Annotated in this window: 19 protein-coding genes and 1 pseudogene; 14 read left to right on the top strand and 6 right to left on the bottom strand. The window is 53.2% G+C overall.

The window, feature by feature from the left end:
• Positions 1–73: 73 nt before the first annotated feature.
• Positions 74–664 carry a hypothetical protein gene (locus tag VK70_RS19150; RefSeq protein WP_025695401.1) on the top strand — a complete coding sequence of 197 codons (591 nt, stop codon included), beginning with the start codon at positions 74–76 and terminating at the stop codon, positions 662–664.
• 63 nt (positions 665–727) lie between these two features.
• On the opposite strand, the gene VK70_RS19145 is transcribed toward VK70_RS19150, so the two are convergent.
• Entirely contained in the window at positions 728–1,843 is a 1,116-nt protein-coding gene (locus VK70_RS19145; RefSeq protein WP_025695400.1) for a GerAB/ArcD/ProY family transporter, read from the bottom strand.
• Here VK70_RS19145 and VK70_RS19140 point away from each other — a divergent pair.
• The 3 genes and pseudogenes from VK70_RS19140 (at position 1,820) to VK70_RS19130 (ending at position 5,687) form a co-directional block, all read left to right on the top strand.
• Positions 1,820–3,363, top strand: a pseudogene (locus VK70_RS19140) (spore germination protein). The gene VK70_RS19145 and the pseudogene VK70_RS19140 sit on opposite strands and share 24 nt — an antisense overlap.
• Complete coding sequence (locus VK70_RS19135) at positions 3,360–4,496, top strand: Ger(x)C family spore germination protein (protein ID WP_081754825.1); 1,137 nt, start codon at positions 3,360–3,362, stop codon at positions 4,494–4,496. Before VK70_RS19140 ends, VK70_RS19135 begins: the two are co-directional and overlap by 4 nt.
• A 156-nt stretch (positions 4,497–4,652) precedes the next feature.
• The gene (locus tag VK70_RS19130) at positions 4,653–5,687 is read left to right on the top strand and encodes an NADH:flavin oxidoreductase/NADH oxidase (protein WP_025695398.1); all 1,035 of its coding nucleotides are present in this window, start codon (positions 4,653–4,655) and stop codon (positions 5,685–5,687) included.
• A gap of 110 nt (positions 5,688–5,797) precedes the next feature.
• Here VK70_RS19130 and VK70_RS19125 read toward each other — a convergent pair whose 3' ends face one another.
• From VK70_RS19125 to VK70_RS19115, 3 genes are all read right to left on the bottom strand, one after another.
• Entirely contained in the window at positions 5,798–6,001 is a 204-nt protein-coding gene (locus VK70_RS19125; RefSeq protein WP_025695397.1) for a hypothetical protein, read from the bottom strand.
• Positions 6,002–6,159: 158 nt separating this feature from the next.
• Complete coding sequence (locus tag VK70_RS19120; RefSeq protein ID WP_158454080.1) at positions 6,160–7,365, bottom strand: N-acetylmuramoyl-L-alanine amidase family protein; 1,206 nt, start codon at positions 7,363–7,365, stop codon at positions 6,160–6,162.
• A 25-nt stretch (positions 7,366–7,390) separates the two neighbouring features.
• On the bottom strand, positions 7,391–8,488 hold the full coding sequence (locus VK70_RS19115) for an LLM class flavin-dependent oxidoreductase (RefSeq protein ID WP_046723632.1): 1,098 nt from the start codon (positions 8,486–8,488) through the stop codon (positions 7,391–7,393).
• Positions 8,489–8,666: 178 nt separating this feature from the next.
• On the opposite strand from VK70_RS19115, the gene VK70_RS19110 reads away from it, so the two are divergent.
• From VK70_RS19110 to VK70_RS19080, 8 genes are all read left to right on the top strand, one after another.
• Positions 8,667–9,440 carry a Cof-type HAD-IIB family hydrolase gene (locus VK70_RS19110; RefSeq protein WP_025695982.1) on the top strand — a complete coding sequence of 258 codons (774 nt, stop codon included), beginning with the start codon at positions 8,667–8,669 and terminating at the stop codon, positions 9,438–9,440.
• Between the two features lie 40 nt (positions 9,441–9,480).
• The gene (locus VK70_RS19105) at positions 9,481–10,344 is read left to right on the top strand and encodes a fumarylacetoacetate hydrolase family protein (RefSeq protein WP_046723630.1); all 864 of its coding nucleotides are present in this window, start codon (positions 9,481–9,483) and stop codon (positions 10,342–10,344) included.
• Between the two features lie 233 nt (positions 10,345–10,577).
• A complete protein-coding gene (locus VK70_RS28410) occupies positions 10,578–10,763 on the top strand; it encodes a hypothetical protein (RefSeq protein WP_155986983.1) in 186 nt (61 codons plus the stop codon).
• Positions 10,764–10,829: 66 nt separating this feature from the next.
• Entirely contained in the window at positions 10,830–12,164 is a 1,335-nt protein-coding gene (locus tag VK70_RS19100) for an outer membrane protein assembly factor BamB family protein (protein ID WP_025700023.1), read from the top strand.
• A gap of 238 nt (positions 12,165–12,402) precedes the next feature.
• Positions 12,403–13,629: a methionine adenosyltransferase gene (gene metK, locus VK70_RS19095; protein WP_025700025.1), complete on the top strand. Its 1,227-nt coding sequence runs from the start codon at positions 12,403–12,405 to the stop codon at positions 13,627–13,629.
• A 64-nt stretch (positions 13,630–13,693) separates the two neighbouring features.
• Positions 13,694–14,560 carry a nucleotide-binding protein gene (locus VK70_RS19090; protein WP_025700027.1) on the top strand — a complete coding sequence of 289 codons (867 nt, stop codon included), beginning with the start codon at positions 13,694–13,696 and terminating at the stop codon, positions 14,558–14,560.
• 11 nt (positions 14,561–14,571) lie between these two features.
• A complete protein-coding gene (locus VK70_RS19085) occupies positions 14,572–15,975 on the top strand; it encodes a nitrogenase component 1 (protein WP_025700028.1) in 1,404 nt (467 codons plus the stop codon).
• A gap of 1 nt (position 15,976) precedes the next feature.
• Positions 15,977–17,383: a nitrogenase component 1 gene (locus VK70_RS19080; RefSeq protein ID WP_025700029.1), complete on the top strand. Its 1,407-nt coding sequence runs from the start codon at positions 15,977–15,979 to the stop codon at positions 17,381–17,383.
• A gap of 84 nt (positions 17,384–17,467) precedes the next feature.
• Here VK70_RS19080 and VK70_RS19075 read toward each other — a convergent pair whose 3' ends face one another.
• Positions 17,468–18,100: a GGDEF domain-containing protein gene (locus VK70_RS19075; protein WP_025700030.1), complete on the bottom strand. Its 633-nt coding sequence runs from the start codon at positions 18,098–18,100 to the stop codon at positions 17,468–17,470.
• Positions 18,101–18,228: 128 nt separating this feature from the next.
• On the opposite strand from VK70_RS19075, the gene VK70_RS19070 reads away from it, so the two are divergent.
• The gene (locus VK70_RS19070; protein WP_025700031.1) at positions 18,229–19,665 is read left to right on the top strand and encodes an amino acid permease; all 1,437 of its coding nucleotides are present in this window, start codon (positions 18,229–18,231) and stop codon (positions 19,663–19,665) included.
• 30 nt (positions 19,666–19,695) lie between these two features.
• Here the strand turns inward: VK70_RS19070 and VK70_RS19065 are convergent, their stop codons facing one another.
• The gene (locus VK70_RS19065; protein WP_025700033.1) at positions 19,696–20,328 is read right to left on the bottom strand and encodes a LysE family translocator; all 633 of its coding nucleotides are present in this window, start codon (positions 20,326–20,328) and stop codon (positions 19,696–19,698) included.
• Positions 20,329–20,814: 486 nt separating this feature from the next.
• Here VK70_RS19065 and VK70_RS19060 point away from each other — a divergent pair, with 486 nt between their 5' ends.
• A complete protein-coding gene (locus tag VK70_RS19060) occupies positions 20,815–21,894 on the top strand; it encodes a bifunctional 3-deoxy-7-phosphoheptulonate synthase/chorismate mutase (RefSeq protein WP_025700037.1) in 1,080 nt (359 codons plus the stop codon).
• Positions 21,895–22,002 lie beyond the last annotated feature (108 nt).

The raw sequence follows: 22,002 nt of genomic DNA, 5'->3' as shown, positions 1-22,002 counted from the left end.
GCAGGCAGAGTGCATGGCTGGTTTTTGTTTTCCTATCAGGATAAAGTAAAAGAACAAGCTAGGGGTCATTGCTATGAAACTACTGAAATGCGTTTCGATTCTCATTATCCTTCTTATTTCGTCCGGATGCGGTAACGGTACCACTTCAGCGTCAAAGCAGAGTCCAAACGGGACGGCGGCTCTAAATGCAATCGAATCGGCAGCTCCGGCAGCAATCCCATCAGCGGCTCCAACGGCTATCCCATCGGCATCTCCGGCAGCAATCGGAACGGCAGATCCTAGGGTAGTAGCCCCATCGGCGGTCCCGACGCTAGCTCCACCAGCGGCTGGGGAGAGTGCGGAGTTTTGGGCGAAACTGGATAAAGAGCTCGAAAGTGAAGATTACCGATCCATTGCGGCGGAATTTGAGAAAGTTCCCAATCCAAGCGAGGACCTCACCGCCATGTATAACTTTGCCATGTACAATATTTACGGGCAGGACGGGGACGATGAGAAGTCACTCGAATATTTATACAAAATTCCGGCGGACTACCAGGGCAGACATGCGGATCTCGTATCCTATTGGAAGTTCGTTCATGAATCGTACGCTGAAGGCAAGACGGAGAATATTACGTTTGACGAGTACAAGCAGAAATATTATAAATCCGGCAAAAGCACATTTTAGCACAAAAAAGGTGCAGACTGTCGATGCGCCATTAGCGGGCTAAGAGAAACGGATGCCACTCTTCTAAGGAGCGGGCAGCCGTTTCTTTTTGTTTGGGTTTAAGCTTTCGGAGGCCCAAGTCTTCTTGAAATAGTAAAGAATGTAGATGATCAGCGGGATCACGAAGAAATTGATCAACTGCACATACAGCAGGTAATCAAGAATGTGGAACATATCGAACAGATTTTTGGAAAATAGATAAGAGAAGACGATCGTTAGTCCGCAGACATAATACTCTTTAAATCTTATCTTCATTCCCGACAGCCTGATTAGCTCCATGAACGCAAATAAGCAGACGACATACCGGATATACCAGCCCGCGACAACCTGCAGCATGACAAACAGCTCACCGGCTTCCAAAAAACCGAAAGCGCTGATAATCTGCGTCTGGGTCAGTTTGGGAAAGAGAAGGTCTTCCGCCCGCTCGGGTCCAAAAGTCGTAATCACCCCCAGCATGGAGAAGATCAGCATCTGGATGATGAATAAGAGAGCGATGGTGCTGTGCTTAATGAGTTTGGTTTTGTCCCGGACACTGTCAAGATAGGGAATAAAAATAATGACGCAGCTGAGCGCGCCCAAAATTTTGATGGTGGACAGAAGAAAACCGGCGGTCATTCCATGCTCCAGAATGGGATAGATATGCTTTATTTCTTTATACTTATGCGTAAGGAATCCCAGTGTAATACCGGATATGCTGATGAAAAAGATGACAACCATCGTCGTAATGGTCACGGAGGCAATCCCCTTTTTGACAATATAAACCCCGGACAGGGCAGTAACGGCGACATACACCCATACCGGAGTAAGCAGCTGAAAGCCCGTATGAATGACAATGGCCTCCGCTCCGGCGCTTTCAAATATAGTTAATAGAATGGTCAGCAGAAATAAGCATGCGAAAAAAGCCCCGACCCACTTCCCCAGCGTTTTTGAATAAATATCCAGCAGATTATAATTCCCTGTTTTTTTATGGATCTTCAGAATCAGCCAAACATACAGAAGGATTAGCAGGGACGCCAGAATCATCGCAATCCAGGTGTCTCTCCCGCCAAGCTTGATAAAAGCAGTAGGAAATGTTTTCAATGTTACAACGGCCAGACTGGTAATAATAAAAAATAAATGTTTGGAATTCATGCTTCCCATATAAAACGCCTACTTTCGGAAATAGAGATACTTCTCGCTCCCAGTATTGTCAATAATCAGGAATATTATTCCGGATTCTTGGCATACTACAGCAAAAGGCAGAGAAGGGCGGGGAGGATGATGGCAGTAAAGGAAGCTGAAATAACAGCCCGGTTAAACGGTTGTTTCGATTTTATTAAGCGGGAAATTTATGTTAAGCAGAGTAAGATCATCTTGTTCTATATCGAGACCATTTGCGATTCAACCTATATCAGCCAATATATCATCGATCCTTTAGCTCAATTGCAGGAGTACCCTGTGGCCAAAGAAGAGATCACCACGGCTATTCGCGTCTCTAAATATGATGAAGTATCGGATACCAAGCAGGCTTTTGAGAGTATTCTGTCAGGGAGCCCTGTGGTCATTTTTGAAGCCATGGATTATGCCATTTCCTGTGACGCCAAAAAGATTGAAACCCGAGCCATCGAAAAATCACAATATGAATCCTCCCTGGTGGGTTCAAATGAAAGCTTCAACGAGTTATTGGCCGACAATATCAGCTTAATCAGAAAAAGAATGGCCACAGACAAGCTCAAGTTGGAAGCCTATCCTCTGGGCAAGCAATCAAAGACGCAGGCGGTGCTGTTGTATGTTGAAGGGTCAGCGCCCGATGATCTTGTGGCAACGGTACGGAAAAAGCTGCAGGACATGGACAATGAGATTGTGCTGGATATTCATTATGTGGCGGAAGCGCTAAGTCCGGGGGGCACTTTATTTGACACAATAGGGTTTTCGGACAAGCCGGACTCCGTGGTCGCCAAGCTTTTTGAGGGAAGAATTTCAGTTATGGTAAACGGCACTCCGTTTGCGCTGACCGCGCCGTGCTTTTTTTTTGAGAACCTTCAGGCTCAGGACGACTATTCCACGAATATGCTCTTTGCCTCCTTGCTGCGTTTCGTCAGACTGGGGTCCGTTATGATTTCGCTGCTGCTGCCGGGGTTTTATGTCGCGCTGACGACCCATCATTTTTCGCTCATCCCCTCGGCTTTTGTCTTTAAGCTGGCGGTGTCCCGCTCAGGTGTTCCCTTTCCGACCGTCGTTGAGGTTATCTTGATGTTTCTGTTCTTCGAGCTCTCCAGAGAACCGGACGGCGGCTTCCGAGCCAAATTGGACAGTCGCTCAGTATTGTCGGCGCGTTGATTCTGGGAGATGCCGCCGTAGGCGCGGGGCTTACTTCACAAACGACCGTTGTGGTCACCGGGATTTATGCCATAACCTCTTTTATCAACCCCAGATTCACCTCTGCGGTGTCTGTGTGGTCGATTTTCTCAATCATTATGTCGGCTTGCTTCGGACTGCACGGATTTTATCTGGGCTTCATTCTGCTGGTCGCTCATCTGGCTTCGCTTAGAAGCTGTGACTATCCCTATTTATTTCCGCTTGGGACCGAGAAGTCGTTTCGTGCTGCGAATAAGGATGTATTTGTACGCGGCCCTCTCAGAAAGATATCGAAATCCTTTGTTTACAGGGGCAGAAAATGATGAAGTACATAAAGAAAGTAACGGCACTCCTGCTGGTTCTATTGATACCGTCGTGTTTGCTGACCTCGTGCCTTGGATACAGGGATTTGGATCATGTCGTGTTTGTAACCTCCATTCTGCTTGACCGGGATGATGAGAATAATATCGTGTTCTATTTTGAAACCCTTAACTCCATCCGCAGTTCTTCCATGGAAGCGAATAAGGAGAGGAGAATTATCTATAAAATCGGAATCCAGAACCCCGGCGATGCGCTTAACGATCTGGAAACTTATACTAGCGCGCCCATCACCCTGGCTCATAATAAAGTGCTGATGTTTACGGAGAGATTTGCCCGGGGCGGCCTTGATCAGGCCTTTGAGCTGTTCGAAAGATGGCAGGACTCCAGTGCGCGCACCCTGCTGGGGATTTTCGTGGGGGATCCCGATTTCTATGTTAAGCCGAACCATCAGGACGAAATGATGACAGGACTGTACCTGTACGACATGCTCGGCGATATGCAATCCGTGACGTCGAATGGGGTTAAGATCAATATTAAGGAATTCATGAGCCAAAAATACCTTGGAAGTCACATTAACACCGTCCCGATTATCAATGTGTCCAAAGATGAGGTAACTGAAGGCCAATATTATCTGGATGGTCTGGGACTGATTAAGAATTATAAGCTCATCGGCAAATTGAACAGCGAAGAGACCGGTTACTATAACTTTTTGGTGGGCAAAGAGGTATCGGGTAATATCAACACGAAGAATCCCGAAGATGAGACGAAGACCGTATCTCTGATGCTGCAAAATAATAAGCGCTATAAGTCGGAGGTTAAGCTTGAAAACGATGTCTTGAAGCTAAAAGTCAAAGTAAAGCTCAGCACAGAAATATCCGCTATCCAAGGCAGGCTCGAACTGACGGACGAAGCGATTGCCAAAATGGAGGAAACGATGGAGGAAAAGCTGGAGCGGAACTGCCAGAAGATGTTCCAGGAATGGAAGAATAAAAAGGTTGATATTTTTGAAGTTCAGGAGAAGTTTGAACGCAAATATCCAGCCGACAAAAGGAAAAACATTATTGAAAATACGGAACTGCAAATCGATTTTAAGGTGAATATTACCGGGACATCTGCGGTTAGGGACGCAACCTAAAGAAAGGCGTATTCGCCGCAGCGTCCGTTATTCAGCGCTGATCTATCGCCGCTTGTGGATGCGGGGGAAGACTGCCGGAAGGCAAGTTGACTTTCGCTGTCTTCTTGCGATACCATATGCATGAGCATGCATTTTACATAATAAGGAGAGATTCCATTGACCGATTTATTTACTCCGTACAAGCTTAAAGGATTGGAACTCAAGAACCGGATTGTCCTGCCTCCGATGTGCCAGTATTCGGTGACGAATAAAGATGGCATAGCAGGCGAGTGGCATCATACCCACTATGTAAGCCGGGCGGTTGGCGGGACGGGACTAATTATTATCGAAATGACCGATGTCGAGCCGGACGGGCGGATTACGGACTATGACCTGGGGCTGTGGTCCGACGAACAAATCCCGGCACTGGCCCGCATTGTGGAGGACTGCCACCGGTATGGCGCGAAGGTCGGCATTCAAATCGCACACGCCGGCCGCAAAGCCCAAGATGCGCCGGTTCCTGTCTCCTCATCACCGGTTCCGTTCAACGAGCAGTCGAAGACTCCGCGCGAGCTGTCGACCGATGAAGTGAAAGAGATGGTGGAGAAGTTCCGGCTGGCGGCGCGCCGGGCGATTCAGGCGGGATTTGACACCATTGAGCTGCATGGCGCTCACGGGTATTTGATCCACCAGTTCACCTCACCCCTTACCAACCGGAGAAGTGACGAGTACGGGAAGGATTTGACGAGATTCGGCTGTGAAGTGATCGCCGCGGTTAAGGGCGAAATGCCGGAAGACATGCCGCTTATTCTGCGTATTTCCGCTCAGGAGTACGTTGAAGGCGGTTATGGTATCGAGGATAGCTTGAAATTCAGCAAGGTATTTAAGGAAGCCGGCGTAGACATGTTCCATATCAGCGCCGGAGGCGAAGGCCCGATCGCTGCGGACGGACGCCCGGGTACGCATGCCGCATACCAGGTTCCGCTTGCGAGAGCCATCAAAGAGGGGCTGAACGTTCCGGTCATCGCGGTTGGCCGTCTGGATGATTCTGCGCTTGCCAATGCGGTCATCGGCAACGAGGAAGCCGATCTGGTTGCCGTGGGACGCGGCATGCTGAAGAACCCTTATTGGGCGCTGACGGCAGCTGCCGAGCTGCATAAAGAGACGGTTATTCCAAAACAGTATGAGCGCGGCTTTGCCTTGTCTAGATAAGAGCGGCTGCGCTGCTTCCGTTAAGCCGGTAATAAACCCGGGTAATAAACCGAAAACCCCGTTTCAAGACGAGCGTCTTGAAGCGGGGTTATTTTATGTGATGTATGGGTCTAGTTGGCGAAGCTGTTGGCGATGACGTTCTCTACGCCCTTCATCTGATGCAGCAGATCAGCCAGGCGGGGCTTGATGCTGCCGACCATGCCGATAAGCGTCCGGTGGGTTTCAGGCTGCGTATAGACCTTCAGACCCTCACTTTCAAGAATGCTAATAATGGCCTGAAGTTCTTCCTGTTGGCTGGATGCAACGATCATCATCACTGAAACCTCCCTTTCCCGGATTTGATAAAATCTTTCTTTGGCGCTTTTAAGCTTTTATGCTTTTGCGCTTTTAGGCGATAAAGCAACTTTAATCGATCTTATAAATTTAGTCAATAGATTTTTCGATTGTTTTCTATGGATGGATGAAAAAAAGCCTATTGGGACAAATAATCGGCGATGCCCTCCGCGATTGCCTGAGCCGCTTTCCTCTGGTACGAAGCTCTGCGGACGATGGACTCGTCGTCTGGGTTGGTCAGAAACCCTAGTTCGACCAAAGCCGCCGGCGTTTCATTGGTTCTCAGAATATGGTAATCGCCGAAGGACACCCCGTTGCTTTTTAGGGCGATGCCCTCGCCAAGTCGGTTCTCAATGGCGCGGGCCAGCTTCAGGTCATCGGACTCCGAATAAAAAAATGTCAGCGTCCCCGATATTTTTTTCGGTGAGGAATTGAAATGAATGCTGATAAAAGCGTCCGCAGAAACCGACTGGGCAAGCTCTGACCGGGCAGACAGCGAAGGCCGCTCATCGTCCCGTGTCCGCGTCATGGTCACCCGTGCGCCTGCGGCTTCCAAATCATCGTGCAGGTACAGCGCCGTCTGCAGATTCAGGTCTTTTTCCATCGTGCCGTAGGTTGTGCCGATCATCCCCGGATCGTCTCCGCCATGGCCGGGATCGACGACAATCCGCTTGCCGCGAAGACTTGCTGACGCGGGTCTGCTGGCGGCGGCGCTGCTGCTTGTCCGTCTTATGCCGGCAGCGGGGGCGGCCGATGCTCCGGCGGTCACATACGGCTCCGCTACCCAGCCGATGGCGCCGCCCTCGGTCCGTATGTTCAGCCACCCGGACCTGCGGGAGAGGACGGTAACGGCGTCGCGGGCCGCCAGCGAACCGATAACGTCATAGCCGGTGCCGGGTCCGCTGCGGATACGCAGCGAGCCTGCCGTAACGATTGCCGTGGAAGAGCGTGGGGCAGCACTCTTCTTCACCGCAGTAACGGTTGCTTGGCTTGAAGCGGCTGTCCCACCAGCCTTTTTGAGATAATAACCCGCTACCCACCCGGTTGTATTTCCGGTCCGAATCTTGAGCCAGCCATGCTGCTCGTCCGTGACGGTAACAAGCGCCCCTCCTTTGACCGCCCCCGTGACCGCCGCGCCGCCCGCTGGCTCGCTGCGCACATTAAGCGAAGTTGCGTATACCTTGGCGGTATAGCTGTCCGCCTGTGCAGTATGTGAAGTAAGCATAAGACTAAGAAGGGTTATCGCCGCCGCTGCGGCCATTCGCTTGAACAGCGCTGGACGGCCAGGTCGGGCCAACTGCTTGACCGCATTTGGCCTAAGAAAATGATAGATTTGTTTATTCATCTTTAGCCTCGCTTTATGTTGAATTTTAAGACAGGGAAGAACTCTTCTTGCGGGCAATTTCCCGGCGAACGACCGGCGCAACTTCCGCCGCAAGCAGCTCGATGGCTGAAGCGACCTTGGAGAAAGGCATGCCGCCGACATCCATCTGGGCCATGAAGCGGGTATGTCCGAACAGCTCATGCTGGTACAGAATTTTCTCAATGATCTGCTGCGGACTGCCGACGGCCAGCGCTTCGCCAGGCTGAGTGTAGCCTTCGAAGTCTTCGCGCGTGAACCGGAATTCAGTACCCGGCCGGGCCATGATGCCGTTAAGATAATTCAAATAGTAAGGGTAGAAATCATCAAGCGCCTGCTTGGAGGACTTGGCGATATACCCGTGACTGGTGACGGCAATCTTGAGGCTCTCCGGCGAGCGTCCGGCTTCGGCGGCGGTTTGCCGGTACAGTTCCGCCAGATGCCTGAACCTTTCCGGGCGGCCGGAGAGGATGGCGATCGCCATACCGGTTCCAAGTCTTCCAGCTCTTTCCGCACTCGCCGGAGTGCCGCCTACGCCGATCCAGAGCGGGAGCCTTGGCTGCAGGGGACGGGGAGAAATCTCGGCATCCTTGAGCGGCGGACGGTACGAGCCCTGCCAGTTCACGGTCTCATGCTCGCCAAGCTGCTGCAGGAGAGCGAGATTCTCGGCGAACAGCTGCTGGTAGTCATTCAGGTCGTAGCCGAATAGAGGGAAGGATTCCGTGAATGCGCCGCGTCCGGCCATGATTTCCGCACGTCCTTCCGACAGAAGGTCCAGCGTGGCGAAATCCTCGAACAGCCTAACGGGGTCGATAGTGCCAAGCACCATCGTTGTGCTGGCCAGCTTGATCCGGCTCGTCACCTGGGAAATGGCCGCAAGCACGACGGGAACCGAGGAAACGGCAAAATCCAGCCGGTGATGCTCTCCCACGCCGAATACGTCAAGTCCGGCCTCATCGGCCAGCTTGGCGGCGGCTACAATATTCTGGAGACGGCGCTGCTGGCTAACGGCCTGTCCTGTTACGGGGTCCGGGACGATATCTCCCAAGGTATACACACCAAATTCGAAGCTGCCGGGAAGTGCCGCTGCATTATTTTGAATTGTCATAAAGATGGCTCCTTTTGCGGTCTGTGAACTTGATTGGTTGTGATTATTATAACAGTTTCCAGATGAAACGCCTTCAATTTCTTGCCCTTGGGAAATAAATCATGGTAAGTTAGGGATTGCGAGAGGAATAAGAAACCGCCGGCATTTCCCGCTCGGCGAAGGGATAGGAGCAGGAAGAATGGCTTATAAAATTGTGTTTTTTGATATCGACGGAACATTGGTCAATGAGGAGAAGGAGATTCCGCAGGATACGCTTAAAGCGGTTTCCGAGCTAAAGAATAATGGTGTGGAACCGGTAATCGCCACGGGGCGTGCGCCTTATTTTATCAAGCCTTTGGCGGAAGCGCTGGGCATCGACTCTTATGTATGCCTGAACGGAGCTTATGTCGTGTATAAAGGGAAGACGCTGTACAAGCGGCCTTTGTCCAAGGAGACGATTCAGGCGCTGATTACGCTGGCGGCCCGGCATCGGCATGCGCTGGTGTTCGAAGGCGAACATACCTATTTTGCGGACAGCGAGAACCATCCGTTCGTAACCGAGTCCGTCAATACGCTTAAGGTAGATCAGCCGGGACATGACCCTGAATTCTGGAAAAACAACGAGATTTATCAGATGTTCCTCCACTGTGAGAGCCATGAGGAAGCGCTGTACGAAGAACTGCTGTCCCAGCTTCGGCTGATCCGCTGGCATCCGCTTGCCATGGATGTGCTGCCGCCAGGAAGCTCCAAGGCCAAGGGTATCGAAGCCATGCTGGACATGCTTGGCATAAGCACCGAGGAGTCGGTCGCATTCGGCGACGGCTTGAACGATAAGGAGATGCTGGAGCTGGTCGGTATGGGCATTGCCATGGGGAACGCGCATGAAGAGCTGATTCCCTATGCGGATTACGTAACCAGCCATGTGGACGAAGGCGGCATCTATAACGGCCTGGTGAAAGCGGGTTTGATTTAACCGGGGCACTGGTTCCGGGCAAAAGCGAGGAGGAAGGACAATGAAGCTGCTCCAATTTATGAAGGACGGACAGGCAAGACTTGGAGTGAAGACCGCAGAAGGAATTATGGATGTGGAATTAACGGCCCGGCGCAGCGGGCTGGAGCTTTCTTTTTCTATGGAAGAAGTCATTCGGGACAGCGCGGCGGCCATTCCCCGGCTTCAAGAGCTGCTGGCCGGTGATCCGCAGCGGGTGGAGGAAGAGGAGATTCGGTATGCACCCTGCGTCACGCGCCCGCAGAAAATCATCTGCGTAGGACTGAATTACAGAAGCCATGCGGCTGAATCGGGGCTTGCGGCGCCTTCTGTTCCGGTGCTGTTCAGCAAATTTAACAACAGTCTGGCCGCTCACCGTGAGACGATCGCCCTGCCGGATGGCCCGGTCCAGATTGATTACGAAGCGGAGCTTGTGCTGGTCATCGGAAAGCGGACGTCCGGGGTGACGAAGGAGGAGGCTCTTTCCTGCGTATTCGGATATACGGTCGGCAACGATTTGTCGGCAAGAGATTTGCAGTTCCGCACAAGCCAGTGGCTGGTCGGCAAATCGCTGGACGGCTTTGCCCCGGTCGGCCCCTGCGTCGTTACCACCGATGAAGTCGATCCCGGAAGCCTGAACATCGAGTGCCGGGTCAACGGGGAACTGCGGCAGTCGGCGAATACGCGGGATATGATCTTTGACTGCGCGGAGCTGGTCAGTTATATTTCGGCATACATAACACTTGAACCGGGAGACCTGATCTTTACAGGCACGCCGGAAGGCGTCATTCTTGGATATCCCGAGGAAAAGCGGGTATGGCTTCGGGCCGGCGATGAGCTTGCGGTTACGATTGAAGGACTGGGTACGCTGGAGAACCGGCTTGGCTAACGATTGCATATTATTCGTGACGCTCATGCCGCTTATCGGGCGCGGGAATCCGCGCTCACCCTCGTATCGCCGGATGCGCAGCGGGTAGTGGTATTTTTGTGTGCTACTAACGAAGTGAAGTGTTAACGGTATTAAGATTTAGCGGCCTGAATGCGGTTGATCCTGGAACTCAGGTCTTTAAGCATTGAAAGGCCGTTTTCCTTTTTTATTTACGCTGAAATGGATCGCCGGACTTGGCGGCATTCCCGTTCCAGTCCATGAAATTCAGCGTCTTCCGGGCCTACACGGATCGGGCTGTAGCTTCATTCACCTATCATCCTTACTGGGATCTGCTGTTCCTGTCTGGCGACCTGGCTGGAGGTCCACCGCAAGTGTATGGGCGCTGGACGGCTTTTGGGATGACGGGCTTGACTGACTGATTTTAGCGGAGAGGATTAACCGATATCAGGCAAACATTAATGAAACGATTGGGAGGGAACTAAGTAATGGAAACTTTTACATGGAAAATCCGCCTATCAGCGGCCGTGGTATCTCTATGCCTGCTGGCCGCAGCCGGTACGGCAGTGTCGGCTCAAAGCGATCCGCGTACCTCGTACGTGGGAAATAATTATGATACGTCCTCGGCATCCATCCCGGCGAAAGAAATCAAGGCGCAGTGGACGACGGCAATGGATACGGTATCCGACGATTATGCCATGGGCAAGGGCGTTGTGGCGGCCGGCGGGGGAAAGGTGTTTATTATTCAATCCGGACAACTGGCGGCCCTCAATGTGCAGACCGGAGCGCGGGCATGGAAATTCGGCTCAGGACTTCAGGCTCCGCTGCTCTACCGGAGTGGCGTGCTGTATGCGGCATCGAAGACGGGAGCGGTATATGCGGTCAATGCCTCGAACGGCAAAAAGGTGTGGGGTTCCCAAGCGGCCAGCCAGGGCGCCGTGCAGCTTGTGGCGGACGGGGAACGGTTGCTGGTGAACAACGGAGATATTCAGGCTTATGATTTAAAGGACGGAAAGCTGCTGTGGCGTGTCCATGAAGAAAATGGCTTCATCCAGCCGATTGTAGCGGATGGCGGCCTGGTACTGGGCCAAAATTCGGTGTCCGGAGCCTATACATACGATATTTTGCATGCTTATGATGCGGTGACGGGCAAGCAGTTGTGGAAGGAGGGTAACCATGATCTTCCCGCCGTGGTCAAAGACGGGACGGTCATTTCCCAAAGAGAAGGCACTTTGGTGGAGGCGGTGGACTTGACCACGCTCGATATTCTGGACGGCAAGACCGGTAAAGTGCTCAAGACGGTGATCTATAATCCGCAGAATATGAACCTTAAGGATCAAGGGCCTGGGGCAGGGGACTTCCCCGCCTGGTATAGCGGCAACAGGGTTTATCTGAACGCCGGAAACAAATTATACAGCTATCCGGCGGATGCCGATCCCGCCAAGGCGACCAGAGATACGTATTCCGTTGAGAGCGTCGGTTTCAAGGACTTGAGGTATGCGGCCGGACCCTATGATGAGCGGATTCTTTTTACGAATAATTCCGGGTTGTACGGCGTTAAAACCACCGATAAATCGACGGTATATTACGGAGGGCTCCGAAACGACATTGCCCGCTTTGATCTGATCGGTCATGGCATATATATTATTCAGACCGACGGCAGGCTGATCGCGATGCATCTCCGCACGGCCATGCCGGTTGTGCAGTTGAAGACGGGCGGCAATGTATTTGGTCCTAGCCTCTCCGTGGACGGAATGATTATTGTGCAGAGCAAAGGAAAGGTGCAGGCTTTCAAAGAGCCGGACAGTCTCAAAATGAAATAGGGAACACGAATTATTCTATTGACAAACTTTGCCTGGCAATCGTAAAATATGTTTATTAATCCTATAAACTTAGTTGGATAAAAGTTGACCGGATAACCGGAGGCTCTGAAAGAACAGCACTGCACTTATGCGTATAGTTGCTGTAATTTTCAGGGCCTTTCTTGTTTTAATCCGGAGGCATAGACATCCTTGTCGTCTACAGAAGTGAATAATATCACAATGAAACGGGGTAGATGCAATGACTAAGTATCTGTTCACATCGGAGTCTGTAACGGAAGGACATCCGGATAAAATTTGCGACCAAATATCGGATGCGATTTTGGATGCGATTCTGGAGCAGGACACAAACGGCCGGGTGGCTTGCGAGGTGGCGGTGACTACGGGCCTGGTGCTGATCGCAGGAGAAATTTCGACTTCTGCGACCGTCAATATTCCGGCAATTGCCCGGGAGACGATCGTACGGATCGGTTATGACCATTCCTCTCTTGGCTTCGACGGCAATACCTGCGCTATTCTCAGCTCGCTCGATGAGCAATCCGCCGATATCGCCAGAGGCGTGGACAATGCGCTGGAAACCAGACAGCTTGAGAACGCGGAAGAGAACGACGGCGAAATCGGGGCCGGCGATCAGGGCCTGATGTTCGGCTACGCGACGGATGAGACGCCGGAGCTGTTCCCGCTGCCGATTTCACTGGCCCACCAGCTGGCGAGAAGGCTGGCGGAGGCAAGAAAGAGCGGACTGCTGCCCTATCTGCGGCCGGACGGCAAGACGCAGGTGACCGTGGAATACGATGGAGACCGTGCGGTACGGGTGGATACGATCGTTGTTTCGACGCAGCATGCCCCTGAAATTGGACTTGATCAAATCTGGAAGGATATTGTTCAGCATGTGGTGGAGCCGACGGTTCCGGAGGAGCTGCTGGACGAGAACACCAAATACTATATCAATCCGACGGGACGCTTTGTTGTGGGCGGGCCGAACGGTGACGCCGGACTGACCGGCAGAAAAATCATCGTCGATACCTACGGCGGCTACGCCCGGCATGGCGGTGGCGCGTTCAGCGGGAAGGACCCGACGAAGGTGGACAGAAGCGCTGCATACGCCGCGCGTTATGTAGCCAAGAATATCGTGGCGGCCGGTCTGGCGCGCAGAGCCGAAATCCAGCTCGCCTATGCGATTGGAGTGGCGAGTCCGGTTTCCGTTACGGTGAACAGCTTCGGAACCGGAATTATTCCGGATGACCGGATCTCGGAAATCGTGAAGGCGACGTTCGACCTGAGACCGGGAGCCATCATTAAGGCGCTTGATCTCAGACAGCCGATCTACAGACAGACGGCGGCCTACGGACATTTTGGAAGAAGCGATCTGAGTTTGCCTTGGGAGCGTACAGATAAGGCGGAGGCGTTAAAAGTCGCAGCCGCCAAGCAAGTTATTGGCGCGGGCGAATCATCCTCCGCCAAATAGTCACAAAGCTGAACCGGAGTAATGGCGGCAGACCAGAAGGATATGCAGACAGGAGGATATAAGGATGGCGAAAGCAACAAAGCATATTGCAATCTACGGCAAGGGCGGCATCGGGAAGTCGACTACGACATCCAATATTAGCGCCGCTCTCGCAGAAGCGGGCTATCGGGTGATCCAGATCGGATGCGATCCCAAAAGCGATTCCACCAATACGCTAAGAGGCGGCGACTATTTGCCGACGGTGATTGACAGCCTGAGAGACAGCTCCAAAGTGAAGCTGCAGGATGTGTCGGCGATCGGGTTTAAGGGTGTGCTCTGCATCGAAGCGGGCGGACCGGTGCCAGGCGTGGGCTGCGCGGGGCGCGGCATCAACGCCGCCGTCAGCCTGCTTCAAGAGCTTAATGTCTTTGAAGAATACGAAGCCGATTATGTGCTGTATGACGTCCTGGGAGATGTGGTGTGCGGCGGCTTCGCCGTACCGATCCGCGACGGAATTACCGACAGAGCCTATGTGGTCAGCTCCTCGGACTTCATGGCGATCTACGCCGCCAACAATCTGTTCAAGGCGATCGGCAAATATGCTCCGTCCGGAGGAGCGAAGCTCGGCGGCATCATTGGAAACAGTATTCTGCCCGGTTACCCGGAATCGCTGATTACGGATTTCGCGGAGCGGACAGGCGCAGCCGTAGCCGGGTTCGTGCCCCGTTCACCCGTGGTTGCCCAGAGCGAGCTCTATGGCAAGACGGTGATTGAAGCGAGCCCTGGCTCGGAGCAGGCCGATGTGTACCGGAAGCTGGCCGCGCATGTAGCCGGCAACGAGAATCTGTCCGTTCCGAATCCGCTGAATGTCACCGACCTTCGCGATTGGGCCAGAAGCTGGGGAGACGCCATCAACCAGGAGGCGGCTTCTTTCTCCGCCTCGGCACGGTAAGGAGAAGAACAATGAACGAGATCAGACAACGGCTTCCCCGTACTAGGGAAAAGCGCAGGGGAGCGCTGACGGCTTACTACGGCGACTGCGCAGCCCTGGCGGATGAACTGGAGCAGGAAGAGCCAAGGCAAAGAATCCGCACGTATTCGGAAACGGACGCTGACGAGGTTACCTTCGCCATTCGGCTGCTGGGCCGAATCCGCGGCAGTGTCACCATTATTCACAGTCCGCCGGGCTGCGGTGCAATCAAGCTTGAAGATGAGCTTAAGGCAGGCGGCAGTCCTTGGCTGATTACGAATATTGAAGAGAATGACTCGATCCTGGGCGCCGATGACAAGCTCAGGGAAGCGGTGGACCTTGCGTACCGGACATGGCGTCCTGAAATTATTTTTATCCTTACAACGCCCGTGGTGGCTATTAACAATGACGATATTCTGTCCGCAGCGACGGAAAAGGAAGACCTCTATAACATTCCGGTAGTACCGGTATTTGCCGCAGGCTTCCGCTCCAGGACTGCTGTGTACGGCTATGATCTGGTCTTTCATGCGCTGGCCAAATACGTATTGAAGGGTGACCCTGGCGCATCCCCCATTCCGGCTGTTAACTTAATCGGTGCAGCCGAAACAAGAACGGGTAATATTATCAAAGATCTAAATGGAGCAGGAGTTTCGTATAACAACGTATTAGGGAGTATATCAATTTCTGCATTACAGCAATCGCTGGGCGCCTCCGCATCCATTGCCATTGATCAGGACGACGCCCGTTTCCTGCTGGAATGGCTGGAAGCGGCGCATGGCGTCGTTCATTTGGAGGAGACCGCGCCGATCGGACTTGCCGGAACGGAGCGGTGGCTGCTCGCCGCCGCCGGAGCCGGAGGCTCAACCGGACAGGCGCGGGCTTATATTGAAGAGGAGAAAGCTGCGGCGGCGCAAGCTTTGGAGCGGCAGCGGCTGGATGGAGTCTCCGTCATTGTCGACCTCCCTCCGGAGCAAGCGTTCGGGATAGCGGAATTCGTGGAAGAGCTGGGGGGAGTTGTGGTGGCGTTAAGTTTGACTCACGCCGACATTTCGCATGGCCCAAGACTCAGGGAATGGGCCAGCCGGAGTAATCCGCAGGTATACATTCAGCCGGGTCAGCCTTTTGAGAAGACCAACGCGCTGGGGAAATTGAAGCCCGCTCTGTATATCGGGAAGGGCGAGGCCGCCGTATGGGCGGCAAGAGCGGGGATCGCCGCTGCCGCTGTCGATTCGGTGGATTTATACGGCTTCGGGGGCGTTCAGGAGCTTGCCCCGCTGTTTGCCAAAGCGCTGCGCAACTCTGCGCTTAGCCGTTATTTAAGTGCCGGAGGCTCCTCTTACCGGGCGGGCTGGCTGAGTAAAAGCGCGAACTGGCATATTAAGCAGGAGGTGAAATAGGATGGGAACGACGACGGCGGGAAACCGGAACAGCTGCTTGCTGCATGGAGCGGTCCAGACGATCAAGTCGATTGAAGGCGCTGTGCCGATCATCCATTCCACCTCGGGCTGCGGCGTTCAGCAGTATGCCGGGGTCAGCAGCCTAAGCGGAAACGGCGGTTCCGGCTACACGGGCGGGCTTGGTATCCCGTCAACCAATTTTCTGGAAAGACAGGTCGTGTTCGGCGGAAGCTCAAGACTCAGAGAGCAGCTCAAAAATACGGTGAAGATCAAGGACGGCGACTTCTACGTGGTGCTGACCGGCTGTACGCCCGAGCTTGTCGGCGACGATGTGCCGGCGATGACCAAGGAGCTGCAGGAGCAGCAGTACAAAGCTATTCATATCAGTACTCCGGGCTTTAAGGGAAGCGTCCATAACGGTTATACGGCTGCGTTGACCGGCCTGCTGCGCCAGTTCGACAAGATCGCCCGCACGGACGGAGAGCAGCGGCCTATCCGGAAAAATGACCGGCTTGTGAATCTGCTTGGCATCATTCCCGAGCAGGATGTGTTCTGGCGCGGAAATCTGAAGGGACTCAAGGATAGCCTGAAGGGGATCGGCGCCGACGCAAATGTGCTGTTTGGACCGGAAGCGGACGTTCAGGAGTGGACAACCATTTTTAACGCGGCACTGAATGTCTCTTTCTCCGCGCACAGTCTGGATGTCTGCGAATGGCTGGAAAGCAACGCGGGCATTCCCTATGTTCACTTCGACGGATATCCGGTAGGTGCACAGCAGACCGGGGAACTGTTAAGATGCGTCGGGAAGCAGCTGGATCTGGAGCAAGAGAAGGTCGAGGCTTGGATCGCCCGCAAGGAAAATAGCGAGAGATACTACATCCTGCAGTTTCTGGATGCTTACTACAAGTATGGCTTCCAGAAAAGGTTCGCCCTCGTTGGCGACAGCGCTGCCGTTCTCGGACCGGCCCGCTTTCTGACCGATCCGCTCGGCCTGCTGCCTTCCCTGATTGTCGTTACCGATGATCTCCCGCAGCAGGTTCGCGATTCGATTGTCCGGCAATGGAAGGAATGGCAGCCGGATTCCGATGCGGGAATTGTATTTGAGAGCGACGCGAAAATCATTGAAGAACTGCTGATCGCAGAAGAAATTGAGCTGCTGCTCGGAAGCTCGATTGAGCGCCGCGCGGCGGAACTTAAAGGGATTCCGTTTATTCCTGTATCGTTTCCGCTTGCAGAGAGAATCGTGCTTACGAAAGGATATGCCGGCTTTGACGGCGCATTCACGCTGCTTGAGGATGTCGGAGACGCCATTCTAGGCAATGCGGGGAGTGACAGGGACGGGCAGGGAACAAATCTGAAGCCGGCTTTTTCAGGAGTGGGCGGAGAGATTCAGTTTCAGGGAAAATGAAATTGAGCGAAAGTCTCGAATATAAGCCGGATCTAAAGCAGGCTGTCTCAAAAGTAGACTATTCTACGGATGAGACAGCTATTTTCATGATTTTTTCTGGGTGTACATATTGAGATCGGCGAGATTAATCAGCGCGGATACGGTCTTGTCGTCGTCGGGATAGAGGGCGGAGCCAATGGAGATATTGACGGGCAGATTCATCTTGCCGGACAAGCGGCTGATGCCATTCTGGATCCGGAGCTTAATCTCCTCCACCTCGGATGGACCGGAGCATAGCCCGCACAGCAGAAACTCATCTCCTCCCCAGCGGATGGCAATTGTGCGCTTGCCCCTCTCCAGCAGCAGGATCTTGCTGATTTCAATAAGTACGGTGTCTCCGGTCCCATGATTCAGCGTATCATTGATCCACTTGAAATTATCACAGTCGATGGCGAGGACAAATACTTTATGCCCGTTGCGGTCTGCGGCTGCCATCATTTTGGCGATTCGGGCTTCCATATTTCTGCGGTTAAATAGCCCGGTCAAAGGATCTCTCTCGGAATTAAAAACGGCCCGGTCGAATTGAAGACCCGCCAGGTAGCATATCACCGTAAATAGGGGATACCCTAGCCAATCCAGCATTGTGATGCCTCTGCCGCTAAGAATGTAGTAAAGGAGGTAGAAGCTGTGCGCCGTGAGATAAATGCTTATGGCTAGAATCCTTCCTGTATATTTCATATAAAGCACCTCATAAGTAGGCTGATAGACCTATTTTAGTAAGTATATCATACTGTTCAACGAATTATTATTTGAAATAATGGCATGATAAAAAAATCATGAAAATGACTTCAAGCGAGGAAAGGAATATGGGAAAACACTCGGCTGCGAAAGACAGCGGGAAACTCAAGTGGTGGCAGCTGTCTTTGCTGGGAGTCGCGGGAACGATTGGAACCGGCTATTTTTTGGGGTCGGGTCTGGCGATTATGATCGGAGGACCGTCTGTACTGATCGCTTATCTTCTGGCTGCGGCCGGAACCTATGTTGTCTTTGACGCACTGGCGCGGATGACGGCGGATCACCCGGAGCAGGGCTCGTTCCGTTCCTATGCGCAGAAGGCGTTCGGGGGATGGGCGGGATTCGGGAGCGGATATGTATACTTGTGCTCCGAACTGCTTATTATGGGCAGCCAGCTTACAGCCTTGTCCATCTTCTCGCGGTTCTGGTTTTCATCTGTTCCGATGTGGATATTCGCCGCCGGTTTCGGTTTGCTCAGCCTGATTATCGTTTTTTTTGGGAACAAGGGGTTTGATAGGGTTGAGAATGTGCTTGCCGTCATCAAAATCGCCGCGATACTCATGTTTCTGATTATTGCGATAGGACTTCTTACAGGCTGGATCGACGGCGGGCGGTATAAGCCGAATGTGCCGCTGACAGCTGCCGAGATTTTCCCAAGGGGCGCAGCGGGGTTGTGGTCGTCCTTTATTTTTGCCTTTTACGCTTATGGAGGCATTGAGGTGCTTGGCATCATGTCTTACCGGCTCCGCAAGCCGGAGGAAGCTCCCAAAGCGGGGAAGATCATGCTGCTGGCCCTGGCCGTGGTGTATGCCCTGTCGATCGCCCTGGCCGTCACGATGGTACCGTATTCCAAATTCAACTCGAAAGAGAGCCCGTTTGTACTGGCTTTAAGCAGCGACAACCTGGCTTTTGTTCCCCATGTCTTTAACGGGGTGCTGATCGTTGCCGGCTTCTCAACGATGACCGCTTCGCTGTATGCCGTTACTTCCATGATCATCACCCTTGCGCAGGAAGGCGACGCTCCAGGGGCATTCTCGAGGAAGCTGAAAGGCAAATATCCGCTGTCTGCGCTCGGGCTGATCGCGGCTGGTCTTTCGGCTACCATCGTTATGTCTCTTCTGATGCCGGGAAAAGTATATGAATACATCACCACGGCGGCTGGTCTGATGCTGCTGTACAACTGGACGTTTATATTGCTGTCTTCCGCCAAGCTGCTGAAGCCCGCCAAGCTCGGCAGAGTCAAACGCTGGTGCGGGCTGATACTGATCTTCGCTGCGGCCGCCGGAACGTTATTTCACCATGAGAGCCGGCCCGGGTTATTCATCAGCCTGCTGCTTGTGGCGCTGATTGCCAGCTGTGACGCGATTGTCCAGCATGTGCGTAAAAAACGGAGCAGCGAGCGGGAGGAAGCGGATGAGCAGCAGACGCCGGTCAATGTACCCCTGGACGGAAGCTTGGCCGGCGGTCTTCGCGTTAAGGCGATCCGTCTGCGCAAATCGCGCTCTTAAACATGCGGGCTGCACCCGGACCTGTGCGACTTAGCGGGGAAAGAGCAGCCGGGCCGCTTCCAAGCCAAAGTAAAGACCGAAGCCGACCAGCGACAGCCCGGATAATACGGACAGACCTTTTAACACACGATTCGTCAAGAGTTTACGGAAAAAGCTGGCGGCGCCGGCCATGCTGATGTCCCATAGAAGAATGCCCAGAACTATACCGCTGCTGTAAAGAAGCAGCTGCCGCATGGGATATTCTTCGGCTGCCTTGGCCAATACGGAGCCGTATATGCCCAGCCAGAACAGGATCGACAGCGGATTGAACAGGGACATTAGAAATCCGGACAGCAGGGACTTACTGAGCCGGTTCTCCTCCCGTCTTGAATCCGATAATGAAATATGTCCGGCATCCTTAATACTTTCAACGCCGGTGTAGGTCAGCACAAGAAAGCCGAACAGCCAAAGGAAAGCCTTGATATAAGGGGACTCCAGCAGATGAATGACGCCTAAATAGACAAGCAGCATATATAAAATATCCGCGCAAATGGCGCCAAGCCCGACAAACCAGGCGTGCCAAAAGCCGCTGCGTATGCCTTTGTCCAATTGTGCGGCGTTAATGGGTCCTATGGGGGCGGAAAGCGATAGACCAAGAATAATGTAGCCGATAAAGATTTCCACGGTCACGTCTCCTCGTCAGCCGAATGGATGGTATATTTTATCGTATTCAGCGCGATGGACAGGTACTACATTTTTTGGGAAAACAGGATTTTTAGCCATGACCAATCATTCGGCACTTTAACGCGTTGATTAAATCTATTGCAACAAAATATAATATCCATTAAGATACCAGAAGAAATAACCGTAAAGACGTTGATGAAGAGAGTAAGCGCAAATTCCGGATCTGAACAGGGAAGGCATGCCGAAGACTGAGAGCTGCCTCTGAGACGACTGCCGCCGAAGTTCACTTCGTAGTCGGTTCCTGAAGTGCCCTTTGCAGGGTATGGGTAGGGAAGCCCGCGCCCCGCGTTACCGGGTTTAAGACAGAGCTAATTCTTCCGCCTTTGAAGAACGGCTCTAAATAAGGGTGGTACCACGGCTCCTCGTCCCTTGACGGAGAGCTTTTTTTGCGTTGATATAAAAAAAGAAGAGGGAGTGCAGCACAATATGAGTAATGCGGAATTGGAACAATTAAGAAACAGGCTGGATGAGATCAACAGCGAACTGCTCGCGCTGATTTCCGAACGGGCGACGGTTGTAAGAGACATCGGAGTTGTCAAGGAGAAGCAGGGAGTGCCGAAATTCGATCCCGAGCGTGAAAAGAAGATGCTAGAGAAGCTCGTTGCCGAAAACAAGGGACCCTTCACCGAAAGCACAATCCGCACGCTGTTCAAGCAGATCTTCAAGGCATCGCTTGACCTGCAAAGCGCTGAGCACAAGAAGAGCCTGCTTGTAAGCCGCAAGACCCGCAAGGAAGACACCGTTATCCTTCTTCCTCAGGATGTAGTGGTGGGCGGCAGAGCTTCGCTGATGGTGGCCGGTCCCTGCTCGATCGAGAGTGAGAAGCAGACCCGGGCGGTAGCCGCAGCGCTGCAAAAGGCGGGCGTTCGCGTCATGCGTGGCGGCGCGTTCAAGCCTCGCACCTCGCCTTACGATTTCCAAGGGCTCGGCATGGACGGACTGCGTATTCTACGTGAAGCCGCGGATGAATACGGCCTTCTGACCATCAGCGAAATCGTGGACCCGGCGCACATCGAGCCATCGCTCGATTATGTCGATATCATCCAGATCGGCGCGCGCAACATGCAGAACTTCGAGCTGCTGAAGGCTGCCGGAGAAGTGAACAAGCCGGTGCTACTGAAACGCGGACTTGCGGCGACGATGGAGGAGTTCCTGCATGCGGCGGAGTACATTATGTCCCGCGGCAATACGCAGGTCATGCTGATTGAACGCGGCATCCGCACCTACGAGAAATGGACGCGCAACACGCTCGATATTTCCGCCGTGCCGATTCTGAAGCAGGAGAGCCATCTGCCGGTGCTGGTCGACGTAACCCACTCTACCGGCCGCAAGGATATTCTCGTTCCATGCGCGAAGGCTGCGCTTGCGGCGGGAGCCGACGGCATTATGGTCGAGGTTCATCCCGATCCGGCGACGGCGCTGTCCGATGCGGCGCAGCAGCTTAACATCGATGAGTTCAACACGTTCTTCGACGAAGTAAAGGCGTCGGGCCTGTACCGTCAATAATCGTCCGTAAAAGTGCAGCGGGGCTGTCTTACAGCTTCACCCGAAGCCGACAGAAAGCGCAATGTCCCGATTTTGTCATGATTAATAGGCCGGACGACCTTTCAAGCT

This window comes from Paenibacillus durus ATCC 35681 (assembly GCF_000993825.1).
Lineage (GTDB): Bacteria > Bacillota > Bacilli > Paenibacillales > Paenibacillaceae > Paenibacillus_AQ > Paenibacillus_AQ durus_B.
Note: the sequence above shows the minus strand (reverse complement) of the source record. Positions and strands in the feature narration are given on the sequence as shown.

What these genes read in the sequence shown, in the direction of transcription:
- VK70_RS19105 (WP_046723630.1), top strand. Translation starts at nt 9,481, where the DNA reads ATGAAGCTGCTCCAATTTATGAAGGACGGACAGGCAAGACTTGGAGTG.
- VK70_RS19070 (WP_025700031.1), top strand. Translation starts at nt 18,229, where the DNA reads ATGGGAAAACACTCGGCTGCGAAAGACAGCGGGAAACTCAAGTGGTGG.
- VK70_RS19135 (WP_081754825.1), top strand. Translation starts at nt 3,360, where the DNA reads ATGATGAAGTACATAAAGAAAGTAACGGCACTCCTGCTGGTTCTATTG.
- VK70_RS19080 (WP_025700029.1), top strand. Translation starts at nt 15,977, where the DNA reads ATGGGAACGACGACGGCGGGAAACCGGAACAGCTGCTTGCTGCATGGA.
- VK70_RS19100 (WP_025700023.1), top strand. Translation starts at nt 10,830, where the DNA reads ATGGAAACTTTTACATGGAAAATCCGCCTATCAGCGGCCGTGGTATCT.
- VK70_RS19120 (WP_158454080.1), bottom strand. Translation starts at nt 7,365, where the DNA reads ATGAATAAACAAATCTATCATTTTCTTAGGCCAAATGCGGTCAAGCAG.
- VK70_RS19115 (WP_046723632.1), bottom strand. Translation starts at nt 8,488, where the DNA reads ATGACAATTCAAAATAATGCAGCGGCACTTCCCGGCAGCTTCGAATTT.
- VK70_RS19145 (WP_025695400.1), bottom strand. Translation starts at nt 1,843, where the DNA reads ATGGGAAGCATGAATTCCAAACATTTATTTTTTATTATTACCAGTCTG.
- VK70_RS19150 (WP_025695401.1), top strand. Translation starts at nt 74, where the DNA reads ATGAAACTACTGAAATGCGTTTCGATTCTCATTATCCTTCTTATTTCG.
- metK (WP_025700025.1), top strand. Translation starts at nt 12,403, where the DNA reads ATGACTAAGTATCTGTTCACATCGGAGTCTGTAACGGAAGGACATCCG.
- VK70_RS19110 (WP_025695982.1), top strand. Translation starts at nt 8,667, where the DNA reads ATGGCTTATAAAATTGTGTTTTTTGATATCGACGGAACATTGGTCAAT.
- VK70_RS19125 (WP_025695397.1), bottom strand. Translation starts at nt 6,001, where the DNA reads ATGATGATCGTTGCATCCAGCCAACAGGAAGAACTTCAGGCCATTATT.
- VK70_RS19060 (WP_025700037.1), top strand. Translation starts at nt 20,815, where the DNA reads ATGAGTAATGCGGAATTGGAACAATTAAGAAACAGGCTGGATGAGATC.
- VK70_RS19090 (WP_025700027.1), top strand. Translation starts at nt 13,694, where the DNA reads ATGGCGAAAGCAACAAAGCATATTGCAATCTACGGCAAGGGCGGCATC.
- VK70_RS19075 (WP_025700030.1), bottom strand. Translation starts at nt 18,100, where the DNA reads ATGAAATATACAGGAAGGATTCTAGCCATAAGCATTTATCTCACGGCG.
- VK70_RS19085 (WP_025700028.1), top strand. Translation starts at nt 14,572, where the DNA reads ATGAACGAGATCAGACAACGGCTTCCCCGTACTAGGGAAAAGCGCAGG.